Source organism: Deinococcus sp. HSC-46F16 (assembly GCF_024171495.1).
GTDB lineage: Bacteria > Deinococcota > Deinococci > Deinococcales > Deinococcaceae > Deinococcus.
In genome coordinates, this window is sequence record NZ_JALJZW010000007.1 from 116,808 (window position 1) to 140,106 (window position 23,299).

General features: G+C 69.3%; 23 protein-coding genes and 4 tRNA genes. 15 read left to right on the top strand and 12 right to left on the bottom strand.

Annotated elements, in window-relative coordinates; translation table 11 throughout:
- Nucleotides 1-230: 230 nt before the first annotated feature.
- From L1280_RS14035 to infC, 3 genes are all read right to left on the bottom strand, one after another.
- On the bottom strand, nt 231-629 hold the full coding sequence (locus L1280_RS14035) for a DUF805 domain-containing protein (protein WP_253582913.1): 399 nt from the start codon (nt 627-629) through the stop codon (nt 231-233).
- 192 nt (nt 630-821) lie between these two features.
- The gene (locus L1280_RS14040; RefSeq protein WP_253582914.1) at nt 822-1,067 is read right to left on the bottom strand and encodes a glutaredoxin domain-containing protein; all 246 of its coding nucleotides are present in this window, start codon (nt 1,065-1,067) and stop codon (nt 822-824) included.
- A gap of 152 nt (nt 1,068-1,219) precedes the next feature.
- On the bottom strand, nt 1,220-1,840 hold the full coding sequence (infC, locus tag L1280_RS14045; RefSeq protein WP_253582915.1) for a translation initiation factor IF-3: 621 nt from the start codon (nt 1,838-1,840) through the stop codon (nt 1,220-1,222).
- 107 nt (nt 1,841-1,947) lie between these two features.
- Here infC and L1280_RS14050 point away from each other — a divergent pair, with 107 nt between their 5' ends.
- From L1280_RS14050 to L1280_RS14080, 7 genes are all read left to right on the top strand, one after another.
- Complete coding sequence (locus tag L1280_RS14050; RefSeq protein ID WP_253582916.1) at nt 1,948-3,921, top strand: amylo-alpha-1,6-glucosidase; 1,974 nt, start codon at nt 1,948-1,950, stop codon at nt 3,919-3,921.
- A 96-nt stretch (nt 3,922-4,017) separates the two neighbouring features.
- Nucleotides 4,018-4,695 (top strand): NUDIX domain-containing protein, encoded by a 678-nt coding sequence (locus L1280_RS14055; RefSeq protein ID WP_253582917.1) that lies wholly within the window; start codon nt 4,018-4,020, stop codon nt 4,693-4,695.
- Nucleotides 4,696-4,793: 98 nt separating this feature from the next.
- Nucleotides 4,794-5,084, top strand: a complete 291-nt coding sequence (locus L1280_RS14060; RefSeq protein WP_152867908.1) for a YbaB/EbfC family nucleoid-associated protein — start codon at nt 4,794-4,796, stop codon at nt 5,082-5,084.
- 25 nt (nt 5,085-5,109) lie between these two features.
- A complete protein-coding gene (gene recR / locus L1280_RS14065; RefSeq protein ID WP_253582918.1) occupies nt 5,110-5,769 on the top strand; it encodes a recombination mediator RecR in 660 nt (219 codons plus the stop codon).
- A 74-nt stretch (nt 5,770-5,843) separates the two neighbouring features.
- Nucleotides 5,844-6,452, top strand: a complete 609-nt coding sequence (locus L1280_RS14070) for a GNAT family N-acetyltransferase (protein ID WP_253582919.1) — start codon at nt 5,844-5,846, stop codon at nt 6,450-6,452.
- A gap of 26 nt (nt 6,453-6,478) precedes the next feature.
- Complete coding sequence (locus tag L1280_RS14075; RefSeq protein WP_253582920.1) at nt 6,479-6,940, top strand: hypothetical protein; 462 nt, start codon at nt 6,479-6,481, stop codon at nt 6,938-6,940.
- Between the two features lie 44 nt (nt 6,941-6,984).
- Complete coding sequence (locus L1280_RS14080; RefSeq protein WP_253582921.1) at nt 6,985-7,578, top strand: TetR/AcrR family transcriptional regulator; 594 nt, start codon at nt 6,985-6,987, stop codon at nt 7,576-7,578.
- Here L1280_RS14080 and L1280_RS14085 read toward each other — a convergent pair.
- Complete coding sequence (locus tag L1280_RS14085; RefSeq protein ID WP_253582922.1) at nt 7,475-8,302, bottom strand: helical backbone metal receptor; 828 nt, start codon at nt 8,300-8,302, stop codon at nt 7,475-7,477. The two genes, L1280_RS14080 and L1280_RS14085, sit on opposite strands and share 104 nt — an antisense overlap.
- 153 nt (nt 8,303-8,455) lie before the next feature.
- Here L1280_RS14085 and L1280_RS14090 point away from each other — a divergent pair, with 153 nt between their 5' ends.
- The 4 genes from L1280_RS14090 (at nt 8,456) to L1280_RS14105 (ending at nt 12,005) form a co-directional block, all read left to right on the top strand.
- A complete protein-coding gene (locus L1280_RS14090) occupies nt 8,456-9,085 on the top strand; it encodes a hypothetical protein (RefSeq protein ID WP_253582923.1) in 630 nt (209 codons plus the stop codon).
- 61 nt (nt 9,086-9,146) lie between these two features.
- Nucleotides 9,147-9,956 (top strand): group III truncated hemoglobin, encoded by an 810-nt coding sequence (locus tag L1280_RS14095; RefSeq protein ID WP_253582924.1) that lies wholly within the window; start codon nt 9,147-9,149, stop codon nt 9,954-9,956.
- A 5-nt stretch (nt 9,957-9,961) separates the two neighbouring features.
- Entirely contained in the window at nt 9,962-11,569 is a 1,608-nt protein-coding gene (locus L1280_RS14100; protein WP_253582925.1) for a S49 family peptidase, read from the top strand.
- 19 nt (nt 11,570-11,588) lie between these two features.
- Nucleotides 11,589-12,005: an OsmC family protein gene (locus L1280_RS14105; protein WP_104990062.1), complete on the top strand. Its 417-nt coding sequence runs from the start codon at nt 11,589-11,591 to the stop codon at nt 12,003-12,005.
- A 68-nt stretch (nt 12,006-12,073) separates the two neighbouring features.
- Here the strand turns inward: L1280_RS14105 and L1280_RS14110 are convergent, their stop codons facing one another.
- From L1280_RS14110 to L1280_RS14145, 8 genes are all read right to left on the bottom strand, one after another.
- The gene (locus L1280_RS14110) at nt 12,074-13,858 is read right to left on the bottom strand and encodes a M3 family oligoendopeptidase (RefSeq protein WP_253582926.1); all 1,785 of its coding nucleotides are present in this window, start codon (nt 13,856-13,858) and stop codon (nt 12,074-12,076) included.
- Between the two features lie 50 nt (nt 13,859-13,908).
- Nucleotides 13,909-14,592 (bottom strand): PhoU domain-containing protein, encoded by a 684-nt coding sequence (locus L1280_RS14115; RefSeq protein ID WP_253582927.1) that lies wholly within the window; start codon nt 14,590-14,592, stop codon nt 13,909-13,911.
- A 40-nt stretch (nt 14,593-14,632) separates the two neighbouring features.
- The gene (gene pstB / locus L1280_RS14120; protein ID WP_253582928.1) at nt 14,633-15,394 is read right to left on the bottom strand and encodes a phosphate ABC transporter ATP-binding protein PstB; all 762 of its coding nucleotides are present in this window, start codon (nt 15,392-15,394) and stop codon (nt 14,633-14,635) included.
- 34 nt (nt 15,395-15,428) lie between these two features.
- Complete coding sequence (pstA, locus tag L1280_RS14125; RefSeq protein WP_253582929.1) at nt 15,429-16,295, bottom strand: phosphate ABC transporter permease PstA; 867 nt, start codon at nt 16,293-16,295, stop codon at nt 15,429-15,431.
- Complete coding sequence (gene pstC, locus L1280_RS14130; RefSeq protein WP_253582930.1) at nt 16,292-17,299, bottom strand: phosphate ABC transporter permease subunit PstC; 1,008 nt, start codon at nt 17,297-17,299, stop codon at nt 16,292-16,294. The genes pstA and pstC overlap by 4 nt, the downstream gene beginning before the upstream one ends.
- A gap of 143 nt (nt 17,300-17,442) precedes the next feature.
- The gene (pstS, locus tag L1280_RS14135) at nt 17,443-18,477 is read right to left on the bottom strand and encodes a phosphate ABC transporter substrate-binding protein PstS (RefSeq protein ID WP_253582931.1); all 1,035 of its coding nucleotides are present in this window, start codon (nt 18,475-18,477) and stop codon (nt 17,443-17,445) included.
- Between the two features lie 115 nt (nt 18,478-18,592).
- On the bottom strand, nt 18,593-20,470 hold the full coding sequence (locus L1280_RS14140; RefSeq protein ID WP_253582932.1) for an ABC transporter transmembrane domain-containing protein: 1,878 nt from the start codon (nt 20,468-20,470) through the stop codon (nt 18,593-18,595).
- Nucleotides 20,467-22,389: an ABC transporter ATP-binding protein gene (locus L1280_RS14145; protein ID WP_253582933.1), complete on the bottom strand. Its 1,923-nt coding sequence runs from the start codon at nt 22,387-22,389 to the stop codon at nt 20,467-20,469. Before L1280_RS14145 ends, L1280_RS14140 begins: the two co-directional genes overlap by 4 nt.
- A gap of 330 nt (nt 22,390-22,719) precedes the next feature.
- Between L1280_RS14145 and L1280_RS14150 the strand changes: the two genes are divergently transcribed.
- The 4 genes from L1280_RS14150 (at nt 22,720) to L1280_RS14165 (ending at nt 23,083) form a co-directional block, all read left to right on the top strand.
- Nucleotides 22,720-22,795: transfer RNA gene (locus tag L1280_RS14150), tRNA-Thr, on the top strand.
- A gap of 42 nt (nt 22,796-22,837) precedes the next feature.
- Nucleotides 22,838-22,923 (top strand) — tRNA-Tyr (locus L1280_RS14155).
- 3 nt (nt 22,924-22,926) lie between these two features.
- Nucleotides 22,927-22,999 (top strand) — tRNA-Gly (locus tag L1280_RS14160).
- Nucleotides 23,000-23,008: 9 nt separating this feature from the next.
- Nucleotides 23,009-23,083, top strand: a tRNA-Thr gene (locus L1280_RS14165).
- Nucleotides 23,084-23,299 lie beyond the last annotated feature (216 nt).

The window sequence follows — 23,299 nt, forward strand, 5'->3', positions numbered from 1 at the left end:
TGGCAACAGGCAAGAAAAGACCCGGTCTGGCCGCAAATCCAGCAGAACGCCTGAGAGCCGCTGAGGGGCTTTCAGGCGCAGGGAGTTCGCGTGACCTGACCGGGCATCGGCTGTCGCCGGGACGCTCCTGCCCCTATCACCAGACCGGAGTGATGGGCGAGGAGGCTCATGGAGGCAGGATAGCGGGCGGGGTGGGCCGGGAGCAACCGCACGCCACGAAGTGTCCCCTCTTACCAGTCGACTGCGGCGTTCGCCCCCTGGCCCTTGGGGTTGGGTCCCCAGCGGTTAGGACCAGGCTGACTGTCCGACACGGTAAAGATCAGCAGGACGATGGCCCCGACAAATGGAATCAGACCAATCAGCAGCCACCAGCCGCTCCGGCCTGTATCGTGAAGGCGGCGAACCGAGACTGCCAGACCCGGCACCAGCACAACCAGGCTGTAGATCAAACCGAGAAGACCCACCGGCTGGCTCCCATCGCCCAGATTCAACCCCATCACCCCATCTATCACTCCCAAGACAAAGGCAATGATGGCGTTGACCAGGGTGAACATCCAGTACTCGCGCCGTCTTGCCCGGCCCCGGAAATCGGCGTAGTGGTTGCGAAGCACGTTGAGATAGTCGTTCATGCGCTCTCCTTATCCCGAACCAGTCTCAAGTTACAATCGGGTGAGAAGAGCATAAACTTTAGTTGAAGGGTGTGAGGGCGCAAACTGGCACCGGCCACTGCACAGCCAGGCCAAGAATTCTGATCGCTCACACTGGACTCAAAGGGGCAGACGCAGCCCCACATGGAGACTGCGCCTGCTTCAGTGCTGTTGTTACAGCCCGGCTTCGGCCAGGAAGGCGTCGAGCTTCTGCGGGCGGAAGCCGCTGAGGCTGTGGGCCACGTCGCCGCTGACGAGCGTGGGCACGCTGCGCTTGCCGCCGTTGACGCTCATGACGTACTCGGCCGCCCCCTCGTCCTGCTCGATGTTGATCTCCTCGTAGGCGAGGCCCTTCTGGGTCAGCGCCCGCTTGGCCGCCACGCAGTCGGGACACCAGCTCGTCGTGTACATCTTGATCATGGGGGTAGCCTAGCCCGTTTGAGGGGGGGAGAAGGTGGACCGGCCCTCAAGCCCACCACGCGCGTCCCGTTCAAGGGTCCGGAGTGCCGTTTCCGGTCCGGAGAAGACAGCGGCCCACCCCGGAAGGTAGGCCGCTGGAAACACGAAAAAGGTTACGCGCTTGGGGCCGGACTGGCCGCAGCTTCTCCGGCGGGGGTCGGAGTTTCGGCGGCCTGCGTGTCCTCGGCGCGGCCCTCGCTGGGCTTGGCCTTGGGAGCCGCCTTGGGGGCCATGATCATGTTCATGTCCATGCCCATCATGGAGGGCATGCCCTCGGGGGTACCCACGTCGGCCAGCGTGTCGGCGACGCGGTGCAGGATGCGCTCCCCGAGTTCGGGGTGGGTGCGCTCGCGGCCACGGAACATGATGGTGACCTTGACCTTGTGGCCGTCTTCGAGGAAGCGGCGGACGTGTCCGGCCTTGGTGTTGAAGTCGTGGTCGTCAATCTTGACGCGGAACTTGATCGCCTTGACTTCCTGTGCGCGGGCACGCTTGCGGTTTTCCTTCTCGTTTTGCTGCTGCTCGTAGCGGAAGCGGCCATAGTCGAGCAGGCGGCAGACGGGCGGCACGGCTTGTGGGCTGACCATCACGAGGTCAAGGCCCTTTTCGCGCGCCATCGCCATCGCGTCGCGCGTGTCAATGATCCCCACCTGCTCGCCCTCCGCACCGATCAGACGAATCTGACGGACGCGAATCTGCTCGTTGACCTTGTGTTCTTTCGCTATTTTCATCACCTCCGCACGCCCTCCCACACGCTGGCGAGAAAGCGGCTGTTGTCCACCTGTTCGGCGTGACAGATCAGTCTACCACGCGGCCCCCCGCGCCCGGCATGCTGAAGACCATGACCTTCTCACCTGCCGCGTCCCGGTCTTACGGTCCCCTTCAGGCCCGCGATCCCAACCTCGAAGTGCTGCTCACCGACGGCCTGGGCGGCTTCGCGCTGAGCAGCCTCGCCGGGGTACCCACCCGCTGCTACTCGGGGCTGGCGGTCAGTCACCAGCCCCCGGTGGACCGCTGGCAGCACCTCGTCTCGCCGCTGGAGAGGGTAGAGACAGGCCAGGGCGAGGTGACCCTGCACGCGCTGGAACTGGCCCCGAACGTCTTCGAGGGCAATGGCCTGACCTGGCTCGCGGGCGTGACGTTGCGCGACCTGCTGCCCGAGCGCGAACAACTCGTGGGCGGCGTGCGGGTGCGGCGGCGGAGCTTCATGCCCCGGCACTCGGGAGCGGTGGTCTTCCTGTACGAGGTAGAAGCGCGGGAGGCGGTCACGCTGACCCTGGGCGGCTTTTTCGCGGACCGGGACATGCACCACACGCATGAGCGGGCGCCGGAGCTGACCTTCGGGGTGGAGGGGACGCGGGGCGTGGTGCGCGGCACGCGGGAGACGGGGGTGAGCCTCCACGCCCCCGGTGCGGCGGTAGAAGGCCTGACGCCCCGGCCCTTTACCCAGCGCGTCTACTTCCGGCACGACGAGGCGCGGGGCGAACCGGAATACGAGCGCGTGGTGGGCGCGGCGCTGTGGCGGGTGACGCTGCCTCCGGGTGGGGGCCAGGTGGCGCTGGTCGTGGGGGGCCTGGGGGGGGAAGTGCCTGACCCCTGGGCCGCCTACGACACGGAGGCCACGCGGCGCCGGGCACTGGTGGAGCAGGCGTGGGAGGCGACGGGGCTGCCCGGCGACGACCTCGTCGCCACCCTCACCGTGGCCGCCGACGCTTACCTCGTGCAGCGTGGCGAGGCGGGGCTGAGCGTGATCGCGGGCTACCCGTGGTTCGCGGACTGGGGGCGCGACACCATGATCGCGCTGACCGGCCTGACCCTCACGACCGGGCGGCACGCCGAGGCCCGCGCCCTGCTGGAGACGTTCCTGACGACCCTGCGCCGGGGCCTGACGCCCAACAACTTTCTGGAGGACGGCACGGGCGCCGGATACAACACGGTGGACGGGGCTTTGTGGCTGGCGGTGGCCCTAGAGCGGTATGTGGGGGCGACGAATGACCTCGCCTTCGCACGGGAGGCGCTGCCCCGCCTGCGCGAACTGCTGGAGTGGCACGTGCGCGGCACCGACCACGGCATCCGGGTGGATCCAGGGGACAGCCTGCTCCTCGCTGGGGAACCGGGGGTGCAGCTCACCTGGATGGACGTGAAGATCGCCGACTGGGTGGTCACCCCCCGCCACGGCAAGCCGGTCGAGATTCAGGGGCTGTGGCTCGCGGCACTGGGGGCCGAGGGGCGGCTCGCGGCGCAACTGGACGAGGCTCCCCAGTTCGCCGCTCTGCTCACCCAGGCGCAGGCCAGCTTCGCGGCGTTCCTGGCAGACGACTTTCCCGCCGACACCCTCTCCCCGGAGGGCGAGGCCGATCCCAGCATCCGCCCGAATGCCCTGATCGCACTGGCCCTGCCCGACACGCCCGCCACCCCCGCGCAGGTGGAAGGGGCGGTGCGGCGGGCCGAGGCCGAGTTGCTGACCCCGCTGGGGCTGCACACCCTCAGCCCGCTGGACCCGCGTTTCCGGGGCAACTACGGTGGCGACCAGCTTGTGCGCGACGCCGCCTATCACCAGGGAACGGTCTGGCCGTGGCCGCTGGGGGCTTATATCGACCTCCTGCTCTCACGGGGCGAGGTGGACCGCGCCCGCGCGGCGCTGCGGGGGTTGACGGGCCATATGGGGGAGGCGGGCGTGGGCCATGTCAGCGAGGTGTTTTCCGGCGGCAGCCTGCGTCCCGGCGGGTGCCCCTTTCAGGCCTGGAGCGTCGCCGAGTTGCTGCGGGCACATGTGGCGGTGGCGCGGGCGGAGCGGGGAGCGTCCGTCCCATAAGTCCGGCGAAAAGGCCGTGTGGCACCCGATAAGCCGAGAGGGCTTCCCACACTTATGTCCTTGACGTCCCCCGGTGCCGGACCTACAGTTCGTGTCATGGAGACACTTGCCCTGCCGCCCCAGGCGACCCAGGTTGGCCTGGCGGTGGACGTGGCGGCCTTTGCCATGCACGGGGGCGAGTTGCAGGTGCTGCTCGTACAGCGCGGCGAACTGCCCCATGCCCACGCCTGGGCGCTGCCCGGCGGTTTCGTCCACCCCGGCGAGGACCTGCACGAGGCGGCGCTGCGCGAGTTGCGCACCGAAACCTCGGTGACGCTGGAGCCCCGGCACCTCGAGCAGTTCTATACCTTCGGGGCGCCGGGCCGGGACCCGCGCGGGCGCATCGTGTCCGTCGCGCACCTCGCGGTCCTCGCGCACGGCACGGTGGATGTGACGGGCGGTGGGCACACGCTGGGGGCAGGGTGGTTCCCGGCGCACCGTCCGCCCGCCCTCGCCTTCGACCACGCCGCGATCCTGACGCGGGCACTGGGGCGGTTGCGGGTGCGGCTGGAATACGCGCACCTGGCGCTGGAATTCCTGCCTGACACCTTCACCTTGCCCGAGTTACAGCGGGTCCACGAGGCGATTCTCGACCGGCCCCTCGACAAGCGCAATTTCCGCAAGCGGTTGCTGGCGCAGGGGCTGCTCGTGCCCAGCGGCGAGCGGCGCAGCGGTCCAGGCCGCCCCGCGCAGCTCTACCGCCGGGCGAAGGGGGCGAGGGCGGCGGCGCTGTAGGGAGTGCGGACCGTGGAACGTAGAGCCAGCCCGGCCCACGGTCCACGTTCCACCCCCCACGTTCCGCCTCCCGGCCCCCCGGTAGAATGGCCGGAGCTATGGACATGAAGAAGCTCATGAAGCAGATGCAGCAGGCGCAGGTCGCCGCCGCCAAGATTCAGGAAAACCTCGCCGCGCAGTCGGTAGAGGGCACGGCGAGCGGGCTGGTGACCGTCACCATGAACGGGCACGGCAAGGTGACCGCCCTGAAGATCAAGCCCGAAGCGGTGGACGCGGACGACGTGGAGGCCCTGGAAGACCTGCTGCTCGTGGCCCTGCAAGACGCCTCGGCCAAGGCCGACGCCCTCCAGCAGGACGCGACGCGCGGGCTGGGGCTGCCCGGCTTCTGATGGGGAGCCGTCAGTGGGGTGACGCATGAAGTACCCACCCAGTCTGGTCGCCCTGATCCGGGAACTGTCGCGCCTGCCGGGGATCGGCCCCAAGAGTGCCCAGCGGCTGGCTTTTCACCTGTTCGAGCAGCCGCGCGAGGACATCGAGCGGCTGGCCGGGGCGTTGCTCTCGGCCAAGCGCGAACTGCACACCTGCCCGATCTGCTTCAACATCACCGACGCCGAGCGCTGCGACGTGTGCAGCGACCCCTCCCGCGACCAGCAGATCATCTGCGTGGTCGAGGAACCCGGCGACGTGATCGCCATCGAGCGCAGCGGTGAGTACCGGGGCCTCTACCACGTGCTGCACGGGGTCCTGAGCCCGATGAACGGGGTCGGCCCCGAGCGGCTGCATATCCGGCCCCTGCTGCCGCGTGTGGGGGAGGGCATGGAGGTCATCCTGGCGACCGGGACCACCGTGGAGGGCGACGCCACCGCGCTCTATCTGCAACGGCTGCTTGAACCGCTGGGCGCGGTCGTGAGCCGCATCGCCTACGGCCTCCCGGTGGGCGGGGCGCTGGAATACGCCGACGAGGTGACGTTGGGCCGGGCACTCAGCGGACGGCGCCGGGTCAGCGAGGCCGCCGCGCCCCCGCTCCGCAAGCCGGAAGACGAGGGACCCGAGCCGACCTCCGCCCCATTCTGACCCACCTCTGCCCTGCCCCGCCTGGATCTCCCCGGCGGGGCTTCTTCTGCTTCTGGACCGGGTACGGTGGGGGGATGAACGCCCCGGTGACGCCCGCCCCGACCGACGAGTGGTTCCGGCCTGTGCCCCTCACCGGGCGGCATGTCACGCTGGTGCCGCTGACGGAAGCGCACGCCGCCGACCTCCACGCGGGGGCGGACGAGGGGACCTACGCGCTGCTCTCGCGGGGTGGGCCGGAACCGCAGACGGTGGAGGGGTGGGCCGAGTACATCACCCGGCTCAACGCCTTGCCCGCCCGCCTGAACTGGGCGGTCTTGATGAACGGACGGGCCGCAGGCCGCATCAGCTACAGCGAGGTCCGGCCCGCCGACCGCTGGGTCGAGATCGGCACCATGCTGGTCCCCGCCGCGCAGGGCACCGCCGCCAACCCGGAGGCCAAACTGTTGCTGCTGAGCCGCGCCTTTGGGGAGCTGGGCGCGAACCGCGTGCAGTTCAAGGTGGACGCCCGCAATGCCCGCAGCCTGCGGGCGATGGAGAAGCTGGGCGCGGTGCGCGAGGGCACCCTGCGGCAGTACCAGGTGCGTCCCGACGGATTCGCCCGCGACAGCGTGGTCTTCAGCGTGCTGCGCGGCGAGTGGCCGGAGGTGCGGGCGGGACTGGAGGCGCGGCTGGCCTCGCGGTAAGGGCCGCCGCCTGGGTACACTGACGCATGCCTGCCCCCCTGCGCGTGCTCGGCGCGGCCTTCGCCCTGAGTGCCTCCCCCGCCCTGGCCCTGGTGGTCCCCATGAAGGGCTGGACCCCGGTGAACGGCAATGCCAACGTCTGGGCCGACACCTCGGGCGCGTGCCTGATCCGCGAGGAACGGCACGGGCAGGCGCTGCCCTCCTTCCGCACCCAGGCGGCGGCGCGGACCTTCGCCGTGCGGCTGCAGCGCACGCTGGGCGGCCAGAAGACCGTGTCCGAGGTCGTGACGCAGCCCGTAGAACGCGGGGGCACCTGGGGGGTCCTCGCCGCCTACACCCACGAGGCGAACGGGGTGGCCTACCGCATCAGCCAGCTTTACCTCAGCGACGCGGGCCTGCTGCGGACCGTGACGGGCAGCAGCGCCCAGCACGAGGCCAGCCCCTGCGTAAACGAGATGCGCGAGTTCCTGCGGCACGGGGCGAAGTAGCGGTCAGGGGCGTCCACCCCGCCGGACCCGCTACCCTGCCCCTCATGGCCCGCCGCGTCAACCCCATTCAGGACCGCGCCCGCCGCGCCGCCCTGGAACGGGCCGCGTATTTTGCGATCTACGAGCGCGGCTACGCGGACGTGACGCTGGCCGACATCGCCCGGCACGCGGGGGTCAGCAAGGGCACGCTGGCTTACCACTTCGGGAGCCGGGCGGGGCTGCTCGCCGCCGTCATGCGCCGCTTTACCCGCACGGTCACGGTCGCCACCCGCCGGGCGCTGCGCCAGGCCCCCTCCCCCGAGGCCAAGCTGCGCTCGTACGTGGACAACCAGTTCTACGGGGTGGAAAACACCCGGCGCTTCTACACGGTGTCCCTCGACTTTCTGGCCGCCGCCACCCGCGACCCCGAGCTGATGGCGGTGCAGCGCGACTTTCTGCGCGAGACGCTGGCCCTCGACCTCGAACTCGCGCGACTGGGGGGCGAGGAAGGGGCCGGGGAAAGGGCGCGGCTGCTGCGGGCGCTCGTCGAGGGCCTCAGCGTGCGCTTTCTGGCCGACCCGGAGCCGGACCTGGGGGCGTACCGGGCTGAGTGCCTGCGGGGGTTGCGGGCGCTGCTGGGCTGGCCTCCGGCTCGCTGAAGGCCGCGAGCGCCGCCGCGATCTGCCGCGCTCCCTCCACCAGCCGGGGACCGGGGCGACCCAACCCACTCTCCGGCACCGCGACCACCGGCACCCCCAGCCCCCGCGCCTCGATCAGCTCCGGGCGCAGCTTTTTCGCCCCGCACCACGAGCAGACGATCAGGTCGGGCCGCGCCGCCCGCACCTCCTCCAGCGTGAGGGGTGAACTGCGGCCCGCCCGGTCCCCCAGCGCGTTCACGGCGCCCAGCCCGGCGAGCAGGTCCGTCACCCATGACTCGCGGGTCGCCGCGATGATGGGCCGGGGCCACCACTCCACGAGCACGCGGGGAGGCCGGGCGAAGGGTCGGATGAGGCGGGAGAGTTCGTCCCTCAGTGCATCCGCGACCGCCGCGCCCCGCTCCGGGCAGCCGATGGCCGCTGCGATGGTCCGGATGTCGACCAGAGTATCCCCGACACTCACGGGGTCGAGGACCAGGGTGGGCAGCCCCTCCCGCTCCAGCTCCGCGACCACCCGCTCCATCCCCGGCACGCTGAGGCTGGCGAGCACGAGGTCGGGCCGCGCCGCCGCGACCGCCCCCACGTCGATGTCGAGGTCGGGGCCGACCCGGACCGCCCCCTCCATGCCGGGCGCGTCGCTGTGACTGTCCACGGCGACGACCTGTCCCGCCGCGCCCAGGGCCGCGAGAATGTCCGAGTTGGAGGCGGTCAGGGAGGCGAGGCGCACGCCCCAGGGTAGCCCAGGGGAAGCCCCACCCTGCACCTTGAGGTGGCGGGAGGGCCGCGCCCGAAAAGGGTAAAGGCGGCGCGGGTCAACCCTCACCGCTTTCCCGCTGAGCGCGGGCCAAAGGCCCCTGACCGCATGGTAGGCTGGGGCGTTATGAAGAACACCTTTGCCGTCACCATGACGCTGCTGCTGGCGCTCACGCTGGGCGGCTCGTATGCCGGGTACCGCATCGCGACCACCCCGCACCACGCCGAGGAGGAGGAAGCCAAGGCGGGCGCCGAGGGCATCGGTGACCCCACCACGCAGGACGTGAAGAGCGAGGACGCGCCCTCGCCCAAGAGCGCCGCGACCCAGGGCTCTGACCAGCTCACCCAGCCGCAGGGCGACACCCGCCCCGAAACGCTGGGCGGCGAGCAGTCCGGCGAGAACGGCGCGGTGGCGGCCCCCGCCGGGCAGCAGAGCGGCGGCACCGAGGAGTCCACTCCCGAGGGCGACGGCGTAGGCGGCCAGGAAGAGACGAGCGGCGTGCCCTCGCCCACCGCCCCCGAGGGCGGCGACGAGCAGACCGAGGTGGGCCAGACCGGCGCCTCGAACGTCGAGAAGTCCAGCGCGGCCAACCCCACCATCGAGGATTCGGAAGCCGCCGACATCGCCGACACGCTGGGCGGCGAGAACCGCGACGACAACGAGGCCCCGCCCCGGCAGCAGACCGGCGGGCAGCAGGGCGAGGGTGGGGGCGCGGACGAGGGCACACCGACCCCCCCGACCGACACCAACGAGTAACCCATCCCCCGAAGGTGACCCCCGGACCCTGTGCGCCGGGGGTCTTCCCTATCCTGGCCCCATGCCCGGTGCCCTGCTCTCTTCCCTCCCACTGCCGGACTGGCCCACCGAGCCCGTCACCCCGGAGGCGCTGCCGGGTGCGGCGGGTCTGCTGCTCCCGCACGACGGTGAGCCGGTGGCCGACGTGCGGGAGAGGCCCGACCGCTGGGCGCTGCTGGCGCTGGCGTCGGAGGCCCGGCGCCGGGGCGTGCCCACCCTTGCCTGGGGAACGGGCGCGGCGCTCGCGGGGCGGGTGCTGGGGGCACACGTGCGGCCCGGTGGCCCGGCCGGGGAATGGGCGGGGGCACCGCACGGGGCAGTCGTCCACGCCTGGGAGGGAGAACTGCCCCTCCACTGGACCCACGGTTCCCTGACCGCCTGGGCCGGGCCGACCCTCCCGACCGAACATAAGGCGGCGTTTCTGGTGGCGTTGGAGGAAGCTCCTCCCCGCCTCCCGGCGACCCCGTTGGAGGCAATCGGCGGCGAGGCGGCGCTGCGGCCCCTGCTGGCCGACTTCTACGCACGGGCACGGGTGGACGAGGTGCTGGGCCCTATCTTCGCCGCGCACGTCACCGACTGGGACGCCCACCTGGAGCGCGTGACGGCCTTCTGGGTCACGATGCTGGGGGGCGGTCCAGCGTGGCGGGGGAACCTCAACCATGTCCACGCGGGGCTGGGCATCCGGGGAGCCCATCTGGAGCGCTGGCTGGCCCTGTTCGGGGAGGCGGCGCGGGCGCACCTGCCGCCCGAAGCGACCGACCTTCTCTTAACCCGCGCCGGGGCGATGGGGGCGCGGCTGGGGAACCGTCCCCGGCCGGGGCGCGTAGGCTAGGGGGTATGGTCAACATTCCCTTTCTGCCCCGGTCCGGCGATCCGCTGCCGGACGGCGTGACCCGGCCGACCTGGGTGATTCTCGACCTGCACGGAAGCTACCCGGCGCGGCAACCGAGTAACCCCATCCAGGCGCTGCTCAACCGCACCGAGACGCTGGAGGCGCTGGAAGCCCGCGCCGAGAAGCTGCGCGGCGCCGAGTGGCTGCACGGCGTCCTCGTGCGCTTCTCCGAGTTCACGGCCTCGCCTGCGACCGCACACGCGATTCGGGGCATCCTCTCGCGGCTGGCGGGGGAAAAGCGGGTCGTGGCCTTCCTGCCGCAGCTCACCATGACTGGGCTGATCGCGGCGAGCGGCGCCCGTGAAGTCGTCTCGCCCGAGTCGGCGGACGTGATGGTGCCGGGCTTCGGACTGGAGCAGACCTTCCTGGGCGAGTTCCTGCGCAAGAGCGGCATCGAGTTCGAGAACCTGCGCATCCGCGAGTACAAGGCGGCCCTGACCCGCTACTCGCAAGACCACATGGACGACGCCAACCGCGAGCAGCTCACGGCGTACCTGCACGGGCTGGAATCGGCCTGGGCGCGTGACCTCGCGGCGGCCCGTGGGGTCAGCGAGGACGTGGCCCGCACGTGGCTGACCGGCGACCTGACGAGCGCCCACGGGGCACGGGAGGCGGGCCTGATCGACCGCGTGGCCTACGAAGACGACCTGATCGGCCCCGGCACCCGGCCGATGGCGGCGGTCCTCGACCTGCTGATGCCCAAGAAGCCGAGCAACCCCAAGGCCGGGCGGGTCGCCGTCGTGTCGCTGGTGGGCACCATCGTCACCGGCAAGAGCAGGAACAATCCCCTCCCTCTGCCGCTGCTGGGCGGCCCGCAGGCGGGGTCCGACACCGTGGTCGCGGCGCTGCGGCACGCCAAGAAGGACAAGACGACCAAGGCCATCGTCCTGTACGTGGACAGCGGCGGCGGGTCGGCCCTGGCCTCCGACCTGATCTGGCGCGAGGTGGCAACCTCCGACAAGCCCGTCGTCGCCGTGATGGGCGAGTACGCGGCGAGCGGCGGCTATTACGTGCTGACGCACGCCAAGCACGTGGTCGCCAGCCCGTACACCCTCACGGGCAGCATCGGCGTGGTGAGCGGCAAGCCCGTGCTGCGCGACTTCAATGCCCGCCACGGCCTCAGGCCCGAGGCGGTGGGCCGCGAGCGGGCACTGATGTACACGGCCTCGCGCCCCTTTTCGGAGGACGAGCGCGAGCACGTCAAGCGCGGCATCTCGGAGGTCTACGACCGCTTTATCAGCCGGGTGGCCGAGGGCCGCAAACTGACCACCGAGCGCGTCAACGAGATCGGCCGGGGCCGCATCTGGAGCGGGCTGGACGCACTGGAGCTGGGCCTGATCGACGAGCTGGGCGACCTCCAGACCGGACTTGCCCGCGCCCGCGAGCTGGCGGGCCTGCCCCACGATGCCCCTGTCTGGAACGCCGCCCCCGCCAAGACCGGCCCCTTCCCCGAGTTCGCGCAGGAAGCCGCCGACGCCGCCCGCGTGTCCGTGTGGCCCTTTGGCCGCGAGCGGGTGCTGACGTGGTTCGATCAGGAAGTGAAGGTGCGGTAATCCGCGCCCGAGGTGCGACATGCACATCAGCGCCCTGGTGCAGAACAGCGCAGGCCACCATGAGGTCACCCTGCGGACGGAGGGGCACGTTCAGTCCCTGGCCGTCCCGCCCCGGCCCAGCGGCTTCGGCTCGGCGGTCAATGGCGGCGAGCTGCTGTTTCTCGCCCTGGCGACCTGCTACTGCAACGACGTGTACCGGGAGGCAGCCAGGCGCGGCCTGACAGTGGGTCGGGTGGAGGTGGAAGTCTCGGGCGACTTCGGGAGCGAGGGTGAACCGGCCCGGAACGTGACCTACCGCGTCCGGGTCACCACGCCGCACGACGAGGCCGAGGTACGGGAGCTGCTACTACACACCGACCAGGTCGCTGAGATTCAGAACACCCTCCGGGCCGGGGTACCCGTGACGCTGACGGACGTGCAGGTCGAGCCTAGTTAGTCGGAAGAAGCAGTGGGGAGAGGCAGCTTGGAATGGCCGCCTCTCCCCTTCCCGTTCCTGGCCGAATGTCAGGCCATCGCCGCCTCATACGCCGCGATCTGCCCGCGAATCACGTTCAGGCTGCCCTCCCAGAAGTCGGGCGCGTGCAGGTCGATGCCAAATCCGGCGGCCAGGGTGCGGGCGTCGGCCAGGCCGGTGCCCGACAGCAGCTCGTCGTAGCGGCGCTGGAAGTCGGCGGCCTCGCCGCGCTCCTTCGCCGCCTGGTACTGGGCGTACAGGCCCAGGCCGAACAGCAGCCCGAAGGTGTAGGGGTAGTTGTAAAAGCTGAGGCTGTAGTAGTGCGGCTTGACGGCCCACATGTATGGGTGGGTGCTCGCCAGCGCGTCCCCGTACGTCTCGCGCTGCGCCCAGGTCATCAGGTCATTGATTTCCTGCGGCGTCAGGTCACGCTGCGCCCGCTTCTCGAACACGGCCCGCTCGAAGAGGAAGCGCGAGTGGATGTCCACGACGACCTGCGCGTGCCCCAGCAGTTGCGTCTCCAGCACGTAGAGGCGCTCCTCGCCGGTCGCCCGTTCCAGCGCCGCGTTCTGGATGATCGTCTCGCAGAAGATGGAGGCGGTCTCGGCCAGCGTCATCGGCGTCTCGCGTTGCAGGGGCGTGCGCGGGGCCTTGAGGAGGTTGTGGTAGCCGTGCCCCAGCTCGTGCGCGAGGGTGGACACGCTGTCGAGGCTGGGGTCGTGGTTCATCAGAATGCGGCTTTCGTCGCCCTGCCAGCCCATGCAAAAAGCCCCGCCCCGCTTGCCGTCGCGCGGCCCGGCGTCGATCCAGCGCTCGGCAAAGGCGCGGGCGGCGTAGTCCCCGAGTTTGTCCGAGTAGGAGCGGAACTGCTCTTCCACGAAGCGGGTCCCGGCCTCGTAGGTCCACTCGGTCTGCGAGCGGCCCACCGGCGCGAAAAGGTCCCACCAGTCCAACCGTTCCTTGCCCAGCGCCCGCGCCTTCGCCGCGAAGTAACGCCGGAAGTCGGGAAAGGAGCGCACGACCGCGCCCTGCATGGCCTCCAGCGTCTCTCGGTCGATGCCGTGGGTCAGCAGGCTGGGGGCCACCGCGTCGGGAAAGCCCCGGCGGGCGGCGAGGGTGCCTTCCTCGCCCTTGACGCCGTTGAGGGCGGCGGCCAGGACGACTTCCGCATTTTCCCAGACCTTCAGCTCGGCCTCGTAAGCATCGCGGCGCACGCTCTCGTCAGGGTCGGTCGCCAGGGCACGCAGGGCAGTCACGGGCAGCGACTCGCCCCGGAATTCGCCGCGAAGCTGGCTGGAGACGTTGCCGTGCAGCTTCGACCAGCCGCCCGCCCCGCTGGGCCGCAACCGAGCGGCGAGATCTTCTTCTTCCGGGGTCATCTGGTACTGTGCACGCTCCGCACTGCGGCGAATCAGGTGTTCGTGCTCGCGGGCGACCTCCGACGCGGCCAGCAGCGCCTCCACATCCTGCCCGCCCAGCCACACGGTCAGGCGCGAACGCAGCGGTCCCAGCGGGAGAGTCAGGGTGGTCAGTTCGCCCATCTTCTGCTGCGCGAGGGCGTCACGGCTGTCGGTCGTCACGAAGGCGGAGATAAAGCCCCGCAGCGCGGTCAGGCGGGTCGAGAGCGCATTCAAGCCCCCCAGCACGGCTTCCAGGCTCTCCGGGGTGGCGGCGGCGCCCTCCTTGCGGACGCCATAGCGGTCAAAGGTCGCTTCCAGTGCGGCCACCTCGTCCCGCACGGCAGCGAGGTCCGCGCCCAAGCGGGGGTCTTGCAGGCTCGCGTAGAGGTCGTCGGTACGCCAGCGGGGAAGCTCGCGGGATTCGGTTGTGGTCATGCGGGGAGGCTAGCAGGCGAGGAGCCGGGACCGGGCCTCGGCCAGATGGCTTAGGAAGGCTGCCCCGCCGTCGCTCTCCCGGCCCCCTGTCCCTCCACCAGCGCCAGCACCCGCTCAGCCACATTGACCAAATGATCCCCCAGGCGCTCCAGGCTGCGGGCCATCCGGTTGGCGGCTAGAGCGATGTCCACGTCGTCGGGGCGCTCATGGAGGCGGGTCAGGCTGGCCCGCAGCATCTGCTCGTACAGCACGTCCACCTCCTCCTCGTCCAGACGGATGACCTCGCGGGCCGCCGCCGCGTCGCGCTCGGCAAAGGCGTAGGCGAGGCGGTCAAGCATGGTGGTCAGGAGGCCTACCAGCGGCAGCACGTCTTGCAGGGTGGCCGAGCGGGTGCGCGGAGCCAGCCGCTCCAGGTCGCGGGCTACCCCAAAGGCGTAGTCGCCCACCCGTTCCAGGTTGGTCAGGCTGCGAAAGACCAGCAAGTGAAAGGCGAGGTCGTCTGGGGTCAGCGGGCGGGCAAAGGCGGCGAGGCAGGCGTCCTCCAGCTCGCGCTCCAGCGCATTCGTCTCTCGCTCCAGCTCTCCGGCGCGGGCGGTCAGTCCGGCGTACTCGGCACGGCGGGCGGCGTCGCGCACGGCCTCCAGCTCCTCCAGCGCGAGGCTGAGCATCCGCAGGAAGCGGGGGGTCACGCGGCCCATGCCCATGTCTTCTGCCCTCGCCGCACCGAACGTCATGACGACAGTATCGGCCCGCCGGGTGACGGGGGAGTCAAGCTCAGCCAAAGCGACCCGTCACGTACGCCTCGGTGCGCTCGTCGCGCGGGCTGGTAAAGACCTGATCGGTCACGCCATGCTCCACAAGGTCGCCGTTCAGGAAAAAGGAGGTCGTGTCCGAGACGCGGGCCGCCTGGTGCATGTTGTGCGTCACGATCAGGATGGTGGTGACCTGCTTGAGGCCGGTCATCAGGTCCTCGATGCGGGCCGTACTCGCGGGGTCGAGGGCCGAGGTCGGCTCGTCCATCAGCAGCAGTTCGGGCTCGACGGCGAGGGCACGGGCGATGCACAGCCGCTGCTGTTGCCCGCCGGACAGACCCGTCGCCGGGGTCTTGAGGCGGTCCTTCACCTCGTCCCACAGCGCCGCTCCGCGCAGCGAGCGCTCGGCCACCTCCATCAGTCGGGCACGGTCGCGCACGCCCGTGAGCTTCAGGCCACTCACCACGTTGTCGAACACGCTCATGGTGGGAAAAGGGTTGGGCTTCTGAAAGACCATCCCGACGCGGCGGCGCATGGCGACGGCGTCCACGCCGGGGGCATACACGTCTTCGCCGTCGAGCACGATGCGGCCCGTCACGCGGGCACCCGGCGTCAGGTCGTGCATGCGGTTGATCGCCCGCAGAAAGGTGGTCTTGCCGCACCCGGACGGGCCGATCAGGGCATTCACGGTGCCGCGCTGCACATTGAGGTTCACACCGCGCACGGCCTGCTTGTCGCCGTAATAGATGCTGACGTCTTGGGCGGTAAGGAGGGGGGTCGACATAGGGTTGGGACTCCTTGGAGATGGGAGGGTGGGCTTAGCGCCGCCGACTCGCCCGCCGCGCCAGCAGACTCGTGGCGAAGATGATCAGGATCAGCAGCAGCGCCCCGGCCTTGGCAAGACGCTGGTTCTCGTCGTAGGCGCTCGTCGCCCCCCGGTAGATTTCCAGCGGCAGGGCGCTCATGGGCTTGGTGGGATCGAGGTTGACGAGCGGGTTCCCGAAGGCCGTGAACAGCAGCGGCGCGGCTTCCCCGGCCACCCGCGCCAGGGCCAGCATCACGCCGGTCACGATGCCCCCGGCGGCAGCGGGCAGCACGATGCGCAGGATGACCAGCCACTGCGGGAGCCCCAGGCTCAGGCCCGCCTCGCGCACGGTGACGGGAACGAGCTTGAGGACTTCCTCGGTCGTGCGGACCACGATGGGAATCATCAGGAAGCCCAGCGCGATGGCCCCCGCCAGCCCGGAAAAGCCGAACTGGAGGACGATCAGGCCGTAGGCCACCAGGCCCATCACGATGGCCGGGATGCCCGCCAGCACGTCGCTGAGCATCCGCACGGTGGGCATCAGCCGGTGCCGGGGGTACTCCGCCAGGAAGATGCCGCCCGCGACCCCCACCCCGACGCCCAGCACGCTCGCCATCGCCAGCATCTGGAGGCTGCCCAGAATCGCGTTGAGGAGGCCGCCGCCCGTCTCCCCTTCCGGCGCGGGCGTCCGGGTGAAGAAGTCGAGGTTCATCGCCCCCAGCCCCTCGCGCAGCAGGTAGGCGAAGATCAGGATCAGGGGGGCCACCACGATGAGGGTCGAGAGGCCGATCAAGCCGCCCATCAGCAGGTTACGGGCGCGGCGGGCCGGGCTGAGGCGGGGCCGGGGGCGGGCGGGGCGGGACGTGGAGCGGACGGTCATTGAATCCCCTTGGGGGTCAGCCGCGCGATCACCAGGCGGGCGATGAAGTTCACCAGCACGCTGAGGAGAAAGAGGCCCAGGCCGAGCGCCACAACGCTGGAGCGGTGCAGCCTCTCCTGCGCGTCGCCGAACTGGTTGGCGATCACGGAAGCCATCGTGCTGGCCCCGCCCCACAGGCTCTTGATGATGTCCTGGCTGTCCCCGATCACCATCGCCACCGCCAGTGTTTCGCCCAGCGCCCGGCCCAGCGCCAGGATCACGCCGCCCAGGATGCCCGCGCGGGCGTAGGGCAGGATGGCCCGCGAGATCACCTCCCACTTCGTCGCGCCCAACGCGTACATCGCTTCCCGCTGATCCTGCGGGACCAGCCGGATCACGTCCCGCGCCACCGACGCCGTGTACGGCAGGATCATCACCGTCAGGATCAGGATGGCGAGCGCCAGCCCCCGCCCATCGAAGGAGTTGGGCACGAAAAAGCATTGCAGGGTGGTCTGCCCGCTGTTCCAGAGGTCCTGACAGCGGGTGTAAACGGCGAGGTTCGCCGGATCGGCGAAAAAGCCCTGCTGCCAGCGGCCTAGGATCGGCGCGATCACGAACAAGGCCCACAGCCCGTACACCACGCTGGGCACGGCCGCGAGCAGTTCGATCAGGTACCCCACCGGGTTCGCCAGCCATTTTGGGGCGTACTCGGCCACGAACAGGGCACTCGCCACCGCCAGCGGCACGCTCAGCACCAGCGCGGCGAGGCTGGTCACCAGCGTGCCGATCACCATCTGGGCCGCTCCGAACTGGCCCGTCACCGGGTTCCAGGTGCGCTCGGTGTAGAAGCTCAGCCCGAACTCGCGCAGGGCAGGCCACGACTCGCGCCCGAGCTGGTACACGCTCAGGACGAACACCAGCACGATCACCGAGGCGAGCGCGAGAATCAGGAGCTGAAAGGTGCGGTCGCTGCGCCCGGACAGGGCGGCGCGGGGGGAGGATCGGGGGCGCAGGGGTTCACTCATGGGATCATGACCTCTGGGAAACAGTTCAGCGCGTGGGCGTCAGGGCCACGTCAGGGCCGAGGCCATCGGGGAAGACCAGGAGGCGGGCAGCGAGCCGGGCGGCTCCCGCCAGAGAGCCGCCCGCGCCGGAGGGAAGCAACCGCTTAGAGCTTGCTGCCGCCGTAGGTCATGGAATTGATGATGTTCCGCGCCTTGCTCGCCACCGTGGTGGGCAGCTTGGCGTAGTCGAGGGGCTCGGTATAGGCCTGCCCGCCCGTGACCATCCAGCTCAGCAGATTCTTGAGGGCCTTGGCCTGCGCCTGGGTGCGGTTCCCGTACTTCTGTTCCCCGTAGAAGATCACGTAGGTGAAGCTGGTGATGGGGTAGGCGTCCCGGTTCGCGCTGTTCGTCAGGCTAACGCGGGTATCGGCGGGAATCACTACGCCCTGCGCGGCGGCGGCGGCGGGGCCGTTGTCGGCCAGCACGTCCTTGCCCGCGCGGTTGCGCACGCTCCCGAAGGGCAGCTTGTTCTGCTTGGCGTACACCAGTTCCACGTAGCCGATCGCGCCGGGGGTGCTCTTGACCACGCCCGCCACGCCGTCGTTGCCCTTGGCGCCCGTGCCGGTGGGCCACTGAAGGCTGTTGCCCACGCCCACCTTGGTCTTCCACTCGTTGCTGACCTTGCTCAGATAATCCGCGAACACGTAGGTCGTGCCCGAGCCGTCGCTGCGGCGCACGGCGGTGATGGGCAGGCCGGGCAGCGTGACGCCGGGATTCAGCGCCGTGATCGCCTTGTCGTTCCAGGTGCGAATCTTGCCGAGGTAGATGTCGGCGAGCACCCGGCCCGTGAACTTCAGCGGCTGCGTCACGCCGGGCACGTTATAGGCGGGTACCACCGCGCCGATGGCGGTAGGCACGTGCAGCAGCTTGGCGGGCGCGACCTTCATCGCCTCGTCGCTCATGGGATTGTCCGACCCCGCGAAGTCCACCGTGCGCTCGGTGATCTGCTTCTGGCCCGCGCCGCTCCCCACCGACTGGTAGTTCACGCTGACGCCCGTGTCCTTGCGGTACTCCGCGAACATCTTGGAGTAGAGGGGGTAGGGAAAGGAGGCCCCCGCCCCGGTGATCGTCTGCGCGGCGGCCTGCGAGGCGGTGGCGGTCGTGACCAGGGCGAGGCCCAGGAGGAAGGTCTTCTGCATGGCCCCAGGGTGCCCCCCCCACGTCAGGGCGGCGTCACCGCCGTGTCAGCGGAAGGTCAGCCCAAAGCAAGTCGGGCGGCGAGGTCTCCCCCACCGCCCGACTTGCCCTTTAACCTCAGTCCGCCGCGTCCCCCTGCGCGTATTGCAGGCGGTGCAGCCGGGCGTAGTACCCGCCCCTGTCCAGCAGCGCCCGGTGGCTCCCCTGCTCCACGATGCGGCCCTTGCGCATCACCACGATGCGGTCGCAGTGCTCAATGGTGCTGAGGCGGTGGGCGATGATGATGGAGGTGCGGCCTTCCATCACCTTCAGCAGCGCCTGCTGAATCCGCAGCTCCGTCTCGGTATCCACGTTGGCGGTCGCCTCGTCAAGCACGAGCAGGATGTCGGGATTCTGGATCAGCGCACGGGCGAAGGCCAGCAGTTGCTTCTGTCCGGTCGAGAGGGTCGCGCCGCGCTCGCGCACCTCGGTCTGGTAGCCCTCAGGCAGCGAGACGATGTAGTCGTGGACGCCCACGTACTTGCACGCCTCGACCACCCGCTCGTGCGAGATGGCCGGGTTGTTCAGCGTCAGGTTGCTCTCGATGGTCCCGGCGAACAGGAACACGTCCTGCAAGACCACACCCACATGTCGCCGCAGGTCGTGCTGCTCCAGATCGCGCACGTCGTGGCCGTCCACCCGCACCGCCCCGCGCTGCACGTCGTAGAAGCGACTCACCAGCGCGGTCACGCTTGTCTTGCCCGCCCCAGTTGCACCGACCAGGGCCACGCTCTCGCCGGGCTGGATGTCGAGGTCGATGCCGCGCAGAATCCAGCGGTCGTCGCTGTCGGGCGTGTTCGCCGTCACGTCCTGGTCGTAAGCGAACCACACGCCGTCGAAGGTCACCCGGCCCTCGAAAGGCTCCAGCGTGGCCGCGCCCGGCTTGTCCTGAATCTTCTCTTCGGTGTCCAGCACCTCGAAGATGCGCTCGCTGCTCGCCATCGCCGCCTGCAGGTTGTTGAACACGTCCGCGAGGTCCTGAATCGGTTGGAAAAGGTTCGTCGTCCAGCCGATAAAGGCGACCAGCGTGCCCACCGTCACGCCCGTCGCGGCGGCGACCCCGGCGGCGTCCTGCCCCAGCAGGCGCGAGGCCGCGAAGTACAGCACCAGCGCGATGCCGATCTGCCCCAGCACCGCCATCACGGGCATGAAGAGGGAAAACCACTTCACCGAGTTCTCGTTGGCGGTCAGCAGCGCCCGGTTCGCGTGGTCGAAGTCCAGCGCCATACGCCGCTGCCGCCCGAACAGTTGCACGGTCGTCATCCCGGTGATGTTCTCGTTGAGCTTGGAGTTCACAACCGCCTGCTGAAAGCGGTTGCTGCGGAAGGCGTCGCGCAGGTGGCCCCGGAAATAGTTGGACGCCAGATACATGAACGGCAGCACGCTGAAGCTCACCAGCCCCAGCCGCCAGTCCACGCTGAGCATAATCACCGCGTAGGCCACGATCAGGAAGGCACTCTGAATCAGGCTGACCAGCCCACCCGTCAGGAACTGGTTGATCGCGTCCACGTCGCTCGTCACGCGGGTGATCAGGCGCCCCACCGGGTTCTGGTCGAAAAAGGCGAGGTGCAGCCGCTGGAGCTTGGTGAACACGTCCGCCCTAATATCGCGCAGCACGTTCTGCCCCAGGTACCCGATGGTCATGATGGAGCCGTACTGCACGGCGAACTCCAGCACCTTCAGGCCCATGTAGGTCAGCGCGGCCACCGTCAGCGTCCGCAGCAGCGGCTCGCGGTCAGCGGTCACCCCATTGACGAAGGGCGTCAGCGCGTTGTCGATGGCGTAGCGCTGAATGAGTCCGAACAGCGGCTGGATGCCCGAAAAGGCCAGCGAGAGCAGTACTGCGCCCACCACCAGCGCCAGATACGGCCGCAGGTAGCGGAAGATGCGCCGGGTGAGCTGGGCGTCGAAAGCCGCCTTATTGGATTCGGGGGGAAGGGGAGCACCTGCGGTCACTTCACGGCCTCCTGGGGTATGGGCTGGTGTTCAAGCACGTCGGCGGCGACCTCCGCGTCGCGGATGGGTTCGTCGTCGGCGTCAAGGTCAGAAGCGAGGCGCTGGAGCCGCTCGATCTCGGCGTAATGGCCCCCGGCGGCGACCAACTCTTCATGGGTGCCCTGCTCGACCAGCCGCCCGCTCTCCAGCACCACAATTTGGTCGGCGTGGCGCAGGGTGCTGATGCGGTGCCCGATCAAGATGACCGTGCGGCCCCGCGCCACCTCGCGCAGGCCGTCCAGAATGCGCCGCTCAGTTTCGGTGTCCACCGCCGAGAGGCTGTCGTCCAGAATCAGGATCGCCGGGTCGCGCACGATGGCCCGCGCAATCGCCGTGCGCTGCCGCTGCCCACCCGAGAGGGTCACGCCCCGCTCCCCCAGCACTGTGTCGTAGCCCTGCGGAAAGTCCTCCACGTCCCCGGCGAGGCCCGCGAGCCGCGCGGCGTCCCGCACCCGGTTCATGTCGGGGTTCGGGGGAATGTCGGGGGGAGGCGGTGCCCCCACCACGCTGACCCCGGTGGGCACCTCCGGCAGGTCACGGTTCCCCAGCCCGAAGCCGATGTTGTTGGCGATGGAGTCGCTGAACAGGAAGGGCTCCTGCGGCACCACGCTGATGTGGTCGCGCAGCACCCGCAGCGGGATCGTCCGCACGTCGTGCCCGTCCACCCGCACCACGCCCGAGGTCGGGTCCATCGAGCGGGTCAGCAGTTGCCCCAGCACGGTCTTGCCGCTGCCGGTCGGCCCGGTGATGCCCAGGAACGTCCCGGCGGGCACCTTCAGGCTCACGTCCTCCAGCACGGTGCGCTCGCCGTAGCGCAGGGTCACCCGGTCGAACTCCACGTCGCCGCGCAGGGTCTGAATACCGGGGTTGGCCCGGCCCCGTTCGTCACGCACCAGGGCACGGGCGTCGAACAGCTCGCGCAGGCGCAGCCACGACGACAGACCCCGCTGCGTGATCCCGGTGATCCACCCCACCATCAGCATCGGGAAGGCGAGGCGTTCCAGTGTCCCCACGAACTGGGTGAACATCCCCACCGTGAAGGTGCCGTCGCCATTCAGAATCAGCCGCCCGCCGACCAGCAGGATCAGGCCAAAGGCGAGGCCCAGCAGCAGGTTCATCACCGATCTGAGCGGCCCGTCCACCTTGATCAGCGAGATGTTGCGCCGCAGCAGTTCGAGGTTCATGGCGCGGTAGTCCTTGATCTCGCGGTCCTCGATCGCGTAGCCCTTGACCACCCGCGCCCCGCTGAAGTTCTCCTGCGCCTTGGCAGCGATCAGGCTGTTCTGCTCCTGCACGAAGGTGTGCCGCTTGTTGATCTGCCGCGCCATGTAGGTCAGCAGCCCCACGATGATGGGCAGCAGCGCCAGCACGATCAAGGTGAGCTGCCAGCTCAGGCTGAACATCACCGCAAAGGCCGTGATGAACCCCGACACGATGTTGACGATCTGCCACGCCCCGAAACCCAGCATTTCCCGCACGGCCCCAAGATCCCCGGTCAGGCGGTTCATCAGGTCCCCGGTGCGGGCGCGGTCGTAGTACGGCTTGTCGAGGGTCTGGAGGTGGCCGAAGATATCGCGGCGAATCTCGTACTCCGTCTGGCGCGAGGCGATCACGATCATCCGGCGCATCACCAGCATGAACAAGCCCGCCGTCGCGGACGCCGCCACGATGCCCAGCGCGTACAGCAGCACCTGGGTGGCAGTAATGCCCGCCGTCGCCGCGTCCGCGTCGGTCTGGCCGGTCACCCCGTCGATGGTGAGGCGAATGAAGTAGTACGGCAGCAGGTTCACGCTGTTGGCGATCACCACCGCGATCAACCCGATCACGTACTGGCGGCGGTGCAGCCGCAGGTAGGGCCAGAGGGTTCGCAAACTGTCCAAGGGAGAGGTACCTCAAGGGGGAAAGAGGGCGAAGACAGGCGGGGGTGGGCAGATTTCGGCAGCTCAGCAGGCCGGAGAGCGGTCAGTCTACGCCGATGGGCTGGGCGGCAAATGCGCGATATGGCGGAGGTGGGGCGGAAGCTGCCTTCAGTCCGGCTTCATCAGACGGGCCGCCGAACGCTTCTCAAACTCCACCCCGATAGCGCGGCGGGGCCGTGTTGACACCCCCTGGAGCCGGTGCTACTATTCACAGCCGGAAGTCAGCGCGGCAAGCGCGAAACTTTCGCACTCAGGGGCAGAAATCTGTCCCCGCCGGTTCCGGGAAGGGCTGCCACCCTAGCTCAATTGGTAGAGCACCCGACTTGTAATCGGAAGGTTGGGAGTTCGATTCTCCTGGGTGGCTCCACACGGCCCATGCCGTGACAATCCGGGCCGGGACGAGCAGGACGGGTAGGTGGCCGAGTGGTTAAAGGCGACAGACTGTAAATCTGTTCACGAAAGTGTACGGCGGTTCGAATCCGCCCCTGCCCACCACACGCGGGAATAGCTCAGTTGGTAGAGCGTCAGCTTCCCAAGCTGAAAGTCGCGAGTTCGAGTCTCGTTTCCCGCTTTTTTCTCCGCTCTTGTAGCTCAGTGGTAGAGCACTCCCTTGGTAAGGGAGAGGTCGTCGGTTCAATCCCGACCAAGAGCTCCAGCCGGGAACGCGGCCTGCTTACTCAAGCGGGCCGCATTTCCTTACGCTTTCCGGGTTACATGCCCCCGGCTCCGGCCGGTATGCTGTGCAGGCTGGCTTGTCCCAGAGACATCCCCTTTCAGGAGGAAATCATCATGGCAAAAGGAACGTTTGAGCGGACCAAGCCCCACGTGAACGTGGGTACCATCGGGCACGTCGACCACGGCAAGACCACCC

Bases quoted from the DNA above. Each gene is read 5' to 3' on its own strand.
- L1280_RS14040 (WP_253582914.1), bottom strand. From the start codon at position 1,067: ATGATCAAGATGTACACGACGAGCTGGTGTCCCGACTGCGTGGCGGCC.
- L1280_RS14115 (WP_253582927.1), bottom strand. From the start codon at position 14,592: ATGACGTTCGGTGCGGCGAGGGCAGAAGACATGGGCATGGGCCGCGTG.
- L1280_RS14035 (WP_253582913.1), bottom strand. From the start codon at position 629: ATGAACGACTATCTCAACGTGCTTCGCAACCACTACGCCGATTTCCGG.
- L1280_RS14100 (WP_253582925.1), top strand. From the start codon at position 9,962: ATGGTCAACATTCCCTTTCTGCCCCGGTCCGGCGATCCGCTGCCGGAC.
- pstA (WP_253582929.1), bottom strand. From the start codon at position 16,295: ATGACCGTCCGCTCCACGTCCCGCCCCGCCCGCCCCCGGCCCCGCCTC.
- pstC (WP_253582930.1), bottom strand. From the start codon at position 17,299: ATGAGTGAACCCCTGCGCCCCCGATCCTCCCCCCGCGCCGCCCTGTCC.
- L1280_RS14105 (WP_104990062.1), top strand. From the start codon at position 11,589: ATGCACATCAGCGCCCTGGTGCAGAACAGCGCAGGCCACCATGAGGTC.
- pstS (WP_253582931.1), bottom strand. From the start codon at position 18,477: ATGCAGAAGACCTTCCTCCTGGGCCTCGCCCTGGTCACGACCGCCACC.
- L1280_RS14075 (WP_253582920.1), top strand. From the start codon at position 6,479: ATGCCTGCCCCCCTGCGCGTGCTCGGCGCGGCCTTCGCCCTGAGTGCC.
- recR (WP_253582918.1), top strand. From the start codon at position 5,110: ATGAAGTACCCACCCAGTCTGGTCGCCCTGATCCGGGAACTGTCGCGC.
- L1280_RS14095 (WP_253582924.1), top strand. From the start codon at position 9,147: ATGCCCGGTGCCCTGCTCTCTTCCCTCCCACTGCCGGACTGGCCCACC.
- L1280_RS14050 (WP_253582916.1), top strand. From the start codon at position 1,948: ATGACCTTCTCACCTGCCGCGTCCCGGTCTTACGGTCCCCTTCAGGCC.
- L1280_RS14055 (WP_253582917.1), top strand. From the start codon at position 4,018: ATGGAGACACTTGCCCTGCCGCCCCAGGCGACCCAGGTTGGCCTGGCG.
- L1280_RS14110 (WP_253582926.1), bottom strand. From the start codon at position 13,858: ATGACCACAACCGAATCCCGCGAGCTTCCCCGCTGGCGTACCGACGAC.
- L1280_RS14060 (WP_152867908.1), top strand. From the start codon at position 4,794: ATGGACATGAAGAAGCTCATGAAGCAGATGCAGCAGGCGCAGGTCGCC.
- L1280_RS14080 (WP_253582921.1), top strand. From the start codon at position 6,985: ATGGCCCGCCGCGTCAACCCCATTCAGGACCGCGCCCGCCGCGCCGCC.
- L1280_RS14070 (WP_253582919.1), top strand. From the start codon at position 5,844: ATGAACGCCCCGGTGACGCCCGCCCCGACCGACGAGTGGTTCCGGCCT.
- L1280_RS14090 (WP_253582923.1), top strand. From the start codon at position 8,456: ATGAAGAACACCTTTGCCGTCACCATGACGCTGCTGCTGGCGCTCACG.
- pstB (WP_253582928.1), bottom strand. From the start codon at position 15,394: ATGTCGACCCCCCTCCTTACCGCCCAAGACGTCAGCATCTATTACGGC.